The organism is Streptomyces sp. NPDC087422, assembly GCF_044744145.1.
GTDB lineage: Bacteria > Actinomycetota > Actinomycetes > Streptomycetales > Streptomycetaceae > Actinacidiphila.
Genome location: NZ_JBIUXT010000006.1, coordinates 306,434 through 318,362 on the forward strand (window position 1 = coordinate 306,434; position 11,929 = coordinate 318,362).

Below are 11,929 nucleotides of genomic sequence, written 5' to 3' on the forward strand. Positions count from 1 at the left end.
GGCGAAGTGACCATCGCACGGCCCGAACTGACGCCACCTCAACCAGCAGATTCCTAAGGAGCGCTGAAACGGCATGACCGCACCGCGCACTCTCCTCACCACCGAACCCGCCCGCGACAGCCGGGACTTCCGCACCGAGCGGCTCAGCGCCGACCTGGTGATCGTCGGCGGCGGAATGGCCGGTACGTGTGCGGCCGTGACCGCCGCGCGGGCCGGGGCGCGGGTCGTCCTGGTCCAGGACCGGCCCGTGCTGGGCGGCAACGCCTCCAGCGAGATACGGCTCTGGGTGCTGGGCGCCACCGCGCACATGTTCAACAACAACCGCTGGTCGCGCGAGGGCGGCGTGCTCGACGAGATCCTCGTGGAGAACATGTTCCGCAACCCCGAGGGCAACGCCGTGCTGTTCGACACCGTGCTGCTGGAGAAGGCGGTCGCCGAGCCGGGCATCACCCTCCTGCTGAACACGGCGGCGACGGCGGTGTCCAAGGACGGCGACCGGATCGCCTCGGTGAGCGCCTTCTGCGCCCAGAACTCCACGCGCTACGAGCTGACGGCCCCGGTGTTCTGCGACGCGTCGGGTGACGGCGTCCTCGGCTACCTGGCCGGCGCCGCCTACCGGATGGGCGCGGAGTCCACCGAGGAGTTCGGCGAACTCTTCGCGCCCGAGGAGTCGTACGGCGGCCTGCTCGGCCAGTCGATCTACTTCTACAGCAAGGACGTCGGACGGCCGGTGACCTTCGTGCCGCCCGGCTACGCGCTCGACGACATCACCGAGATCCCCCGCTGGCGCAGCTTCGACACCACGGTCCAGGGCTGCCGGCTGTGGTGGATCGAGTACGGCGGCCGTCTCGACACCGTGCACGACACGGAGGAGATCAAGTGGGAGCTCTGGAAGGTGGTCTACGGCGTCTGGAACCACCTGAAGAACTCCGGTGGCTTCCCCGAGGCGAAGACCCTGACGCTGGAGTGGGCCGGGCTGATTCCCGGCAAGCGGGAGAGCCGCCGGTTCGAGGGCCTGTACATGCTCCGCCAGCAGGACATCGTCGACCAGCGCCCCCATGCCGACGCCGTCGCCTCCGGCGGATGGTCCCTCGACCTGCACCCGGCCGACGGCGTGTTCAGCGAGCACGCCGGGAGCAACCACCTGCACGCGCGCGGGGTCTACCAGGTGCCCTACCGCTGCCTGGTCAGCCGTGACGTGAGCAATCTGCTGCTGGCGGGCCGGATCATCAGCGTCTCGCACGTCGCGTTCGCCTCGACCAGGGTGATGGCCACCTGCGCCCAGATCGGACAGGCCGCCGGGATGGCCGCCGCCGTGTGCGCGCGTGACGGCGTACTCCCGGCGGAGCTGACGAAACCCGACCGGATGGCCGCCCTTCAGCGTGAACTCCTGCGCGCCGGGCAGCACATCCCCGACCTGCGGCTCGACGATCCGGACGACCTCGCCGGGCAGGCCGCGCTCACCGCGTCGAGCGAGCTGACCGTGGGGTCGCTCCCCGACGACGGTCCCGCGGCGCCGCTCGACCACTCGCGCGCCCAACTGCTGCCGCTGAACGCGGGAAAGCTGCCGAGGATGACGCTGACCGTCGACGTGGCCGCGCCCACCACCTTGCGGGTGGAGCTCCGTACCGGCAACCGGCCGGAGGACTACACCCCCGATGTGGTGCTGGCCGCGCGGGAGTTCAGTCTCGACGCCGGCGCCGGGCAGCGGATCGAGGTCGACGTCGAAGCGGCGGTCGACCGGCCGCGGTACGTCTTCCTGACGCTGATCCGCAACGACGACGTGTCGGTGCGGACCACCACCCGGCGCGTCACCGGCCTGCTCGCGGTCCGGCACACGGGCACCCAGGAGGCGGACGACGCCGTCGGCAAGCCGCGCGTGGAGTTCTGGACCCCCGAACGGCGCCCCGGCGGACACAACTTCGCCCTGACGATCGACCCTCCGCTCAGGGCGTGGAGCGTGGAGGGCGTCCGCAACGGCCACCACCGGCCCACGGCGCGGCCCAACGCGTGGGCCGCCGCGTACGAGGACCGCCGTCCCACCGTCCGCCTGCGCTGGCCGGAGCCCCGACGCATCGGCCGCCTCCACCTGACCTTCGACACCGACGCCGACCACGCCATGGAGTCCGTCCTGTGGGACCACCAGGAGCGCGCGGTGCCGTTCTGCGTCCGCGATTACGTCGTCCGCGCCGGGGACCGCGTGGTCGCAGAACGCGCCGACAACCACCAGACCCACAACGTCCTCACCTTCGACACCCCCCTCGAAACGGACGAGCTGTCCGTCGAGGTGGTGTCCACGCACGGCGCCGCCCCCGCCGCGCTCTTCGCCGTCCGCTGCTACGCGGCACCGTCGTGACGCCACCGCGGGGAGGACGACGTCCTACCGCGCGCGGTGCCGCAGGACGCGGAGTTGGGACATCAGCAGGCGGATCAGCGGCGTGCGGTTGCGGTGGCTGTTCTCGTAGCGCAGCACCGTTTCCAGTTCTTCGCGCTGGAGTGAGGGGACGATCCCCTCGATCGTGAGCTTGGGCAGATGTTTGTAGTCCGCGATCGGCAGTGCGCCGGTGGGCGGCGAGCCGGTCTCGTCATCGAATATGTCCAACGAAGTCACCTCTTGGGTCACGTATGCGCGTGCCCGGAGGAGGACCGGGGAAACGGGTGTTCGAGTGGGGATCGTCACACGGGTGTCTCCTCGGCGTGCGCGGGACCTCGCCCGCCCGCCGTCCGGGGCCGCGCGGCCCCGGACGGCGGAGGCGCCGTCGCTCCCGGTCAGCGTGCGAGGGCGGCCAGCCGGTCCCGTACTCCGGACATGTCCCAGCCCTGGGAGCGGTGGGAGATGAAGCGGTCGGGCCGGAGCAGGCACAGGCCGGGGCCGGTGGCCGCGAACGCCTGGTGGCAGGCGCCGTGCCGGTCGCCGAGCAGCGACCGGTCGGGGTCGCCCTTCCCGCGGGTCCGGCTCACCGCGACGACGGTGCCGAAGTCCCCGAGCGCCTCGCGGCCCGCCCGCGTCACCTCGGCGATCCGCCGCTCGTCGTCCTCGTACCCGAGGAACACCAGCAGGGCGTGTTCGCTGCCGCGCAGCCGGTGCCGCAGCGTGGTGAAGCCCGTGCCGTCGTGGACGAACGCGTCGGGGGAGAGGTCGCCGGGGCCGGGTCCGCCCGCGCCGGACCTGCGGGCGCGGTCGACCTGCGGGCTGTGCTCGTAGTCGACGAAGAGCTCGGTGACGCCGAGGGCCAGCCGATGCCGTACGGGAGGGGTCCTGCTGATCAGCCGCAGTGCCTGCGCTCGCAGCGTACGGGCGACCGGGGCGTGCGTCGTGGCCACCTTCGTGGCGCGGGTCGTGGCGTGCAGCACCCGGTCCGCCACCGGACGGCGCTCCTGCTCATAGGAGTCCAGCAGCCCCGCGCCCGCCCGCCCCTGCACGACCAGCGCGAGCTTCCAGGCCAGATTGTGCGCGTCCTGGAGGCCGACGTTCATGCCCTGTCCGCCGACCGGGCTGTGGGTGTGCGCCGCGTCCCCCGCCAGCAGGATCCGCCCCTGCCGGTAGTGCTCGGCCAGCGACTCGCGCACCTCGAAACCGCTCAGCCAGTCCACACGGGAGATCGCGCTGCCGCCGTCGGCGCCGCAGAGCGGGGTGCGCTCGGCGAGCAGCCGGTTGAGCATGTCCTCGTCCGGTTCCGGCGCGTCGGAGCCGGACGGGACATCGGCGATGACACGCCAGTGGCCGGGCTTGGGGAGCGGAAGCAGGACGAGGATGCCGTGGCCGCCCAGCCAGGGATGCAGCCGGTCCTGGGGAAGCTCCCAGTCGGCCGCGACATCGGCGAGCAGGAAGGCGCGGTGCAGATCACGGTGGTCGCCGGCGATCCCGGCCGTCCGCCGTACGGTGCTGTGCGCCCCGTCGCAGGCGATCAGCCAGTCGGCGCGAACCGTGCGCTCCGCGCCGTCGGGCATCCGCAGGGTCGCGGTGACGCCGTCCGCGTCCTGACGGCACGTGGTCAGTTCGGTGCCGCGCTCGGCGACCGCGCCCTGCCGCCGCGCGGCCGTCTCCAGTAAATCCGCCACCTCCGGCTGCGGGAGGGAGAGCGCGAAGGGGAACGGCGAGCGGATGCCGTCCAGTTCGAGCGGGATGACGTCGTCCGGGCCGGGATGGACGTCGATACGGCGCAGGATCCGGCCGCGGTCGACCGCCTCCTCGGCGATCCCGAGGTCGTCGAGCACCTCCAGGGTGCGGGCTCCCACCACCAACGCCCTGCTCTGCGTGTTCTCCTCGGTGGACCGCTCGATCAGCCGGACCCGCACACCGCGCCGGACCAGCTCCTCGGCGACCAACAGCCCGGTGGGCCCCGCACCGACCACCAGAACCTGGCAACTCGCGCCGCCGTCAACGGTGTTCGCTTCCATCGATCCTCCGCGAGACCTCATGCGTGTCCTGGCGACACGGCCTGGCCCTCGCCTACCCCGTCCCGCCCTCCGCCCCCGCGGCAAATTCGGCCGGGGCCCGACGCGCCACCGCCGCCGGTCGGGCAGCCGGTCGAGCGGTCCTCGCGGATTGCCGGTTTCGGCCACCCCTGCCTCGCCATTTTCCGTTCATAGGGGTGGCGCTCGCCGGATTAGGGGTTACTGGCGAGTGCGGAGCCGAACTAGTTTCGAAACCGCATGCATGGCACTCCTTGGGCACGTTGGGCGGATTTGTACGAATTGGAGATGTGTGTGAACCGCGAGGCATGGTTCAGCCGCTATCACCCAGCTCCGCCCGGAAGTGAACCCCGCAGACTCGTCTGTTTTCCGCACGCCGGAGGCTCGGCAAGTTTTTACCTCCCCGTTTCCAGCGCGCTGCAACCGGATGTCGAAGTCATCGGGGTGCAGTATCCGGGACGGCAGGAACGCAGGACCGAGCAACCGGTCCAGGACCTGCACGACCTGGCCGACCTGGCCGCCGAGGCGCTGGCCCCCATGGTCGACCGGAGGACCGCGTTCTTCGGCCACAGTATGGGCGCGGTCGTCGCCTACGAAGTGGCCCTGCGGCTGAAACGGAACCATGGGGTGGAGCCGGCCCGGCTCTTCGTCTCCGGGCGCCGCGCGCCCTCCGCCCACCGTCCGCTGCCCGATCCGGTCCACCGGCGGGACGACGCCGGCATCGTCGCCGAACTGCGCCGACTCGCCGGTACCCACGCCGATCTGCTCGCCGACGACGAGATCGTGCGCATGATCATGCCCGCGGTCCGCGGTGACTACCGGGCCATCGAGACCTACGCGCCGCGCCCGGCGCCGCCGCTGAATTGCCCGGTCACCGCGTTCGTCGGCGACCGCGACCCGCAGGTGGAGATCGCGGAAGCGGAGGCGTGGGCAGGGCACACCGCGGGCCCGTTCGACATCGAGGTCTTCCCCGGCGGCCACTTCTACCTGGTGGCCGAGGGGCCGGCGGTGATCGCCGGGTTACGCGACCGGCTCGGCGTGCCGGTGTGACCGATCCGGCGGTGACCGGGTTGGCGGTGACCGGGCCGGCCGTGGCCGACCCGGATGCGGCCGAGTCGGAGATGGCCGACTTCTTCCGCTTCCTTAACGCGCCGAGGTTGCCCGATCTTCGGAAAGCCGCGATAGAGTCGATTCGGCTTTCGGATACGGTGGGAGTTGGCTGTTTGGGATAGATGAGGATCATCTGTGCCACGGGGTTCACACCCGCAGGCGCTTTGTTGCGTTCCCGGTGTCTTTTGGGTAATGCGAATTGAACGGTTTGAACGGGGGCTGTTCACTGTCGTGGAATTTATTCAGCGTGAAGCGCAGTTAGAGTTTTTGAGCAATTCCTTGCGGGATGTCATGTCCGGCAGCGGGAGAACGGTTCTGGTCGAGGGCGCGATCGCCTGCGGCAAGAGCCAGACCCTGGAATGGGTCATCGACGAGGCGACCAGGTCCGGGGTCACCCTGCTGTGCGCGGCGGGGTCGCCCGCCGAGGCCGGCACACCCCTGGGCGCCGTCTCCCAACTGATGGACGGCGTGCCGCCGTCGACCGCGCCACCGGTACCGCCCGACGGGGCCACCGACCAGGGAACCGGCCGGTTCGCCCGCCAACTCGCCGCGGCCGTGAAGGACATGGCCGAGCAGGCACCGGTGGTCATCGCCGTCGACGACCTCCAGCACGTCGACGCCGAGTCGCTGCGGTGTCTGCTCCAGCTCGCCCGGCTGACCCGGCGCGGACGTGTCCTGATGGTGCTCACCCAGCCGCTGCACGGCGGACCGCGGGACCCGCAGTTCGCCGTCGAGCTGCTGCGTCAGCCAGAGGTGCACCGGCTGCGGCTGCTGCCCCTGGACCAGGACGGCGTGGCCCAGATCCTGGCCGCGTATACCGATCTGCCCGCCGGAGCGGTCAACGCCGCGGAGCTGTACCGGCTGACCGGCGGCAATCCGCTGCTGCTGCGGGCGTGTCTCGAGGACTGCCATCGCGCGGTGGCCCACTGGCCGCCGGGCATCGCCCCGCCGCTCGCCGGGGAGCTGTTCGGACAGGCGCTGCTGACCTGCCTGCGCCGCGGAGGCGAGGACACCTGGGAGGTGGCTGCCGCCGTCGCGGTGCTGGGCGAGGCGGCCGACACCGAGTCCGTCGGGCGCGTCTCCGAGGCCACCTCCTGGAGCGTCGACGAGGCGTTGCAGGCACTGGAGTCCGCGGGCATCGTGGACGGCCCGCGCTTCCGCGACCCGGTGGCGCGGGCCGTGGTCCGCGACAGCCTGGACGCGGCCGAGAGCGGCCGGTTGCACCGCGAGGTCGCCGGTCTGCTCAGGGACCAGGGCGCCCGCCCCTCGGCGGTGGCCGCGCACCTGCTCGCGGGGGGCGAGGTGCCCGGCTCCTGGGGAGCGGCCGTACTGCGGGAGGCCGCGGAGGCCGCGCTGCATGAGGACGACGCCCCGCTCGCCATCGACTACCTGGAGCTGGCCTGCGCCGGGTGCGACGACGAGCGGGTGCGTACGGACATCAGGCTGCGGCTGGCCGCCGTGCTGTGGCGGATCAACCCCGCCGCGGCCGAGGCCAGGCACCTGCCGGAACTGGTCGCCTCCGCGGCCACCACCCGGCTGCCCGCCCACACCGCCGCCGGTCTCGCTGACCTGCTGATCAGCCACGGCCGCTTCGAGGAGGCCCGCGCCATCCTCGGCGGCCTCAAGGCGAGGGCGTCGTCCGGCCAGTGGGGCGCGGCGCAGGCGGCGCTCGGTCAACTGACGCCCCTGGCCGGGCAGTGGTGCGGCGAGGGCGGCGACCCCGGGTTGCAGGACCACCCGATATCCGCGGACGCGGTGGCGCATCCGTCCCCCGACGGGTCGCTGCGCTGCCCGGTCCTGTCGCCCGACACCGGCGTGGAGACCTCGGCCGAACGCTTTCTGCGGGTGTCCCCGCTGATGGACGTGACGCTGACGCCGATCGTCAACGCCGTGGTGTCGCTGTACTTCGGCGACCGGCTGGAAGCCGCCGACGACGCCTGCCGCAGATTCCAGGAGGAGGCCGACCGGCGGCGGGCGCCGGGCTGGCGGGCGGTGTTCGCCGGCCTGCGGGCCGACATCGCGCTGCGCGGAGGACGGTTGGAGGCCGCCGCGCAGTACGCGCAGGAGTCGCTGAACAGCGTCTCCGCCCACAACGGGAGCTTCTTCGTCGGCGGTCCGCTGGCCGTGCTGATCCTCACGCACACGGCCGCGGGCGACTACACGGCCGCGGCCCGGCGGCTCAACCAGCCGATTCCCGACGCCCTGCTCAAGAGCGTCTACGGTCTCGGATACCTGCGGGCGCGCGGCCACTTCTACCTGGCCACCGGCCAACCCGAGGCCGCGCTCACCGACTTCAAGACCGCGGGCCGCTTCGCCGTCCGCTGGGGCGTCGACCGACCGGTGCTGCTGCCCTGGCGCACCGACGCCGCGCAGGCGCTGTGCCGTCTCGAACAGCCCGACCGCGCCGAGCGGTTGATCGTGGACCAGCTGCGGATGCCGGACGCGGTGCACCCGCGGGTGCGCGGCGTCACGCTGCGGCTGCGCGCGCAGAGCGTCGATCTCAAGCTCCGGCCGTCGCTGCTGGCCAGGGCGGTCGAGGACCTGCACCGGTCGGGCGACCGGCTCGAACTGGCCCGCACCGTGGGCGTGCTGGGCGAGACGTACCGCGAACTGGGAGAGACCACACGGTCGATCGCCGTCACCCGCCGGGCCCTGCACCTGGCCCGCGAGTGCGGCGCGGAACCGCTGTGCGCGGAGTCCGGGCAGCGGCTGCGTGAGGGCGAGCGGGAGCGGGCCCAGGATCTCGCCCCGGCCGCCGCCGCGCTCGCCGAACCGGTCGCAGCCGACGCGCTGGGCGCGGAGGCCGAGGCGAAGCTCAGCGATTCCGAGAAGCGGGTCGCGGCCCTGGCGGCCTGCGGATACACCAACCGGGAGATCTCGGCGAAGCTGTTCGTGACGATCAGCACCGTCGAGCAGCACCTGACCCGGGTCTACCGCAAGCTCAACATCACCAGGCGGCACCAACTCCCGCTGGAAGTGCACATGCCGACCAACGAGATCGCCTGACCGCCGGGTCACAACGGGAGGACCGCTCATGCAGCAGATCATCGACGCCGTGCGCGCGGGTGCCGGAGCCGAGGACTTCCTCGCGCTCCCGGTGCCGGAGAGCTACCGCGGCGCGGCCGTGCTCCGCGAGGAGACCGACATGTTCGAGGGGCTGGAGACCCGCGAGAAGGACCCCGCCAAGTCCCTGCACACCATCGACGTCGCCACCCCGGAACCCGGCCCCGGTGAGGTGCTGATCGCCGTGATGGCCAGCGCGATCAACTACAACACGGTCTGGAGCGCGATCTTCGAACCGCTGCCCACGTTCACCTTCCTCGACCGGTACGCGCGCAGCAGCCCCGAGGCGGCGCGCCACGCGCAGCCGTACCACGTCCTCGGCTCCGACGTCGCCGGGGTGGTCCTGCGCACGGGGCCCGGTGTGCGCAACTGGAAGCCGGGTGATCGGGTGGTCGCGCACTGCCTGAGCGTGGAGCTGGAGTCCGCCGACGGGCACGACGACACGATGCTCGACCCCGAGCAGCGGATCTGGGGCTTCGAGACGAACTTCGGCGGCCTCGCGGAGCTGACGCTCGTCAAGTCCAACCAGTTGATGCCCAAACCCGCGCACCTGACGTGGGAGGAGGCCGCGTCGTCCGGGCTGGTCAACTCCACGGCCTACCGCCAGCTCGTCTCGCGCAACGGCGCCTCGCTCAAGCAGGGCGACGTGGTCCTGATCTGGGGCGCGGGCGGCGGCCTCGGCTCGTACGCCACCCAACTGGCCCTGAACGGCGGGGCGGTGCCGGTGTGCGTGGTCTCCGACCCGCGCAAGGCCGAGCTGGTGCGGGCCATGGGCGCGGAGCTGGTCATCGACCGGGCCGCGGAGGGCTACCGGTTCTGGAAGGACCCGCAGACGCCCGACCCGCGCGAGTGGAAGCGGTTCGGCGGCCGGATACGGGAGTTGACCGGCGGCGAGGACCCGGACATCGTGCTGGAGCACCCCGGCCGGGAGACCTTCGGCGCCAGTGTCTTCGTCACCCGCCGCGGCGGCACCGTCGTCACGTGCGCGTCCACCTCCGGATTCCGGCACGAGTACGACAACCGGTACCTGTGGATGTCGCTGAAGCGGATCGTCGGCTCGCACTTCGCCAACTACCGCGAGGCGTGGGAGGCCAACCGCCTCATCACCAAGGCGATGGTGCACCCGACGCTGTCCACGGTCTACCCGCTGGAGGCCACCGGGGAGGCGACCCGCGCCGTCCACCGCAACGAGCACAGCGGGAAGGTGGGCGTGCTGTGCCTGGCGCCCCAGGAGGGGCTCGGCGTGACCGACCCCGAGACGCGTGAGCGGCACCTGCCGGAGATCAACCGGTTCCGTACCCCGGTGGGCTGACAACGGCGGCGGGGGGGGCCCCCCCCGGGGGGGGGGCCCCCGGGGGGGGCCCCCCCCCCCGGGGGGGGCCCCGCCACCGTGTCGCTCCGCCCGGCCGGGGGCGGTCAGCGGTCCGTCACTTCCGGTCGATGAGGGTGACGTCGGAGCTGCCGTACAGCGCCATCATCCGGTCGACCAGGCCGACTTCGTTGACGTGGATCGTCATCACGATGTTCACCCGGATCATCTTCTCCTCCGGGTCCTTGGGCGGGATCGGCGGCAGCAGGCCCGACTCGGTCATCGCGGGACCTGCCAGCGGCAGGTAGTTGAAGGTCGAGACCATCGGCACCGACGCCCACTGGCCGTCCTTGGACGCCACCGGCATGGCCGCGTCCTCGAAGGCGCCGGAGAAGACGGCGGCGGCGGCGCGCTGGCTGAGCGCGTGCAGGCCGTGCTGCTCGCCGTTGCCCACCGGGTCCTCGAAGGTGCAGTCCTCGGCGTAGAGCTGGAGCAGGCCCTCCACATTGCCGTCGTTGATCATCCGACAGTGTTCGAGAATGAGCCACTTGGCCCGTTTCTCGTCGGTCATCGTGGCTGCTCCGATGGTCGGGAGGGCGGTGGGACGGGCGGTCGGGGAAGGGGTGGGACGGGCGGTCGAAGAAGGGGTGGGACGGGAAGTCGGGAGGACGGTCGGGAGAGAGCTGGGACGGGAATTCGGGAGAGCGGTCGGGAAGGCGTTCGGACGGCCGGGCGCAGGGCGAGGGCCGTCGGGACCTGAAGGGGAGGCCACGGCGGTCACGTGTGGACGACCGACACCGGCAGCGACTTCACTCCGAAGAAGTTCCGGTCGTAGAACTCCAGCGGCTCGCTGCGGTCGAGCCGCACGTCCTGGTAATGGTCAAGGAGGAGATTGAGGGCCACGCGCCCCTCCAGCCGGGCCAGCGGCGCACCGATGCAGAAGTGGATGCCCTTGCCGAACGCGACGTGCGAGTTGGGCGTACGGGTGATGTCGAACCGGTCCGGGTCCTCGAACTGCCGCTCGTCGCGGTTGGCCGACGCCAGCCACGGGATGACGATCGACCGCTCGGGGATGACCACACCGCCGATCGGCACGTCCCGGGTGGTGTACCGGCCGGTGATGGTGAACGGCGGCCGGTAGCGCATCACTTCCTCCAGCGCGGCCGGGATCAGCGAGCGGTCGGCGCGCAGCGCGGCGGCTGCCTCCGGGTGCTCCTCGAAGCACAGGATCGCGCTGCTCAGCATCATCGTCGTGGTGATGTGCCCGGCGATCAGCAGCAGCCGGGCGAAGTTGACGGCCTCCTCCGACGACAGCGGCTCGCCGTCCACCTCGCTGGTGGCCATCTTGCTGAGCAGGTCGTCACCGGGACGGGACCGCCGCTCCTCCAGCATGCCGTCGAGGTAGTAGTCCATCTCCTCGATCGCGGTCCGCAGGCGCTCGTAGTTCTCCGGCAGGTCGATGCCGACGATCTTGGCGGCGATGATGCGGTCCGCCCAGTGCCGGAAGATCGGCCGGTCCTCGGCCGGTACGCCCAGCAGCTCGGCGATCACGATCACCGGCAGTGGATGGGTCAGATGCCGCACCAGGTCGAAACGGTCCATGCCGTCGGTGGCGCCGAGCAGTTCCTGGCCGATCTCGGCGATCCGCGGCTCCAGTTCGGCCACGGTGCGGGGCGTGAACACCCGGCTGATCCCGCGTCGCAGGTGGTGGTGCTCCGGTGGGTCGATCTGGGCCAGGTCACCGCGGGCGATCTCCGCCGCTTTCGGTGACACCGGGGTCGGGTCGGAGGAGAAGTCCTTCTGGTCCGACAGCACCCGCTGCACGTCCGCGTACCGCAGGACGTGCCAACTGCCGTTCTCGTCGCGGAACACCGGATGGTCGTCGCGCATGCGGCGCAGCCACGCGAACAGTTCAGCGCCGCCGTCGGCGGCAGACGGCGGGCTCAGCGACACAGCGGAATCGGTCACGCGAGACTCCCAGCGTATGACGCGCGGCGTGCGGATGCGGCCGTGGCCGGACACTTGTTTCAC

General features: G+C 71.6%; 8 protein-coding genes. 4 read left to right on the forward strand and 4 right to left on the reverse strand.

Annotation, left to right across the window (positions count from 1 at the left end; translation table 11 throughout):
• Positions 1-73: 73 nt before the first annotated feature.
• Positions 74-2,356 (forward strand): FAD-dependent oxidoreductase, encoded by a 2,283-nt coding sequence (locus tag ACIO6U_RS21510; RefSeq protein ID WP_401721327.1) that lies wholly within the window; start codon positions 74-76, stop codon positions 2,354-2,356.
• A 24-nt stretch (positions 2,357-2,380) separates the two neighbouring features.
• Here the strand turns inward: ACIO6U_RS21510 and ACIO6U_RS21515 are convergent, their stop codons facing one another.
• Both ACIO6U_RS21515 and ACIO6U_RS21520 read right to left on the reverse strand, forming a co-directional pair.
• Positions 2,381-2,602, reverse strand: coding sequence for a hypothetical protein (locus ACIO6U_RS21515; protein WP_355332750.1), 222 nt, complete (start codon positions 2,600-2,602; stop codon positions 2,381-2,383).
• Between the two features lie 167 nt (positions 2,603-2,769).
• Positions 2,770-4,401, reverse strand: a complete 1,632-nt coding sequence (locus ACIO6U_RS21520; protein ID WP_401721330.1) for an FAD-dependent monooxygenase — start codon at positions 4,399-4,401, stop codon at positions 2,770-2,772.
• Between the two features lie 303 nt (positions 4,402-4,704).
• On the opposite strand from ACIO6U_RS21520, the gene ACIO6U_RS21525 reads away from it, so the two are divergent.
• The 3 genes from ACIO6U_RS21525 to ccrA all read left to right on the forward strand — a co-directional run bounded on the left by ACIO6U_RS21525 (position 4,705) and on the right by ccrA (position 9,901).
• Positions 4,705-5,466: a thioesterase II family protein gene (locus ACIO6U_RS21525; protein WP_401721333.1), complete on the forward strand. Its 762-nt coding sequence runs from the start codon at positions 4,705-4,707 to the stop codon at positions 5,464-5,466.
• Positions 5,467-5,718: 252 nt separating this feature from the next.
• Positions 5,719-8,532: an AAA family ATPase gene (locus ACIO6U_RS21530; protein WP_401721336.1), complete on the forward strand. Its 2,814-nt coding sequence runs from the start codon at positions 5,719-5,721 to the stop codon at positions 8,530-8,532.
• A 28-nt stretch (positions 8,533-8,560) separates the two neighbouring features.
• Positions 8,561-9,901, forward strand: coding sequence for a crotonyl-CoA carboxylase/reductase (gene ccrA, locus ACIO6U_RS21535; RefSeq protein ID WP_355332739.1), 1,341 nt, complete (start codon positions 8,561-8,563; stop codon positions 9,899-9,901).
• A gap of 115 nt (positions 9,902-10,016) precedes the next feature.
• On the opposite strand, the gene ACIO6U_RS21540 is transcribed toward ccrA, so the two are convergent.
• Positions 10,017-10,469, reverse strand: a complete 453-nt coding sequence (locus ACIO6U_RS21540; protein WP_391046441.1) for a nuclear transport factor 2 family protein — start codon at positions 10,467-10,469, stop codon at positions 10,017-10,019.
• A gap of 206 nt (positions 10,470-10,675) precedes the next feature.
• Positions 10,676-11,866 (reverse strand): cytochrome P450, encoded by a 1,191-nt coding sequence (locus ACIO6U_RS21545; protein WP_401721340.1) that lies wholly within the window; start codon positions 11,864-11,866, stop codon positions 10,676-10,678.
• Between the last annotated feature and the right edge of the window lie 63 nt (positions 11,867-11,929).

What these genes read in the sequence shown, in the direction of transcription:
- ACIO6U_RS21510 (WP_401721327.1), top strand. Translation starts at nt 74, where the DNA reads ATGACCGCACCGCGCACTCTCCTCACCACCGAACCCGCCCGCGACAGC.
- ACIO6U_RS21520 (WP_401721330.1), bottom strand. Translation starts at nt 4,401, where the DNA reads ATGGAAGCGAACACCGTTGACGGCGGCGCGAGTTGCCAGGTTCTGGTG.
- ACIO6U_RS21525 (WP_401721333.1), top strand. Translation starts at nt 4,705, where the DNA reads ATGTGTGTGAACCGCGAGGCATGGTTCAGCCGCTATCACCCAGCTCCG.
- ACIO6U_RS21530 (WP_401721336.1), top strand. Translation starts at nt 5,719, where the DNA reads ATGCGAATTGAACGGTTTGAACGGGGGCTGTTCACTGTCGTGGAATTT.
- ccrA (WP_355332739.1), top strand. Translation starts at nt 8,561, where the DNA reads ATGCAGCAGATCATCGACGCCGTGCGCGCGGGTGCCGGAGCCGAGGAC.
- ACIO6U_RS21540 (WP_391046441.1), bottom strand. Translation starts at nt 10,469, where the DNA reads ATGACCGACGAGAAACGGGCCAAGTGGCTCATTCTCGAACACTGTCGG.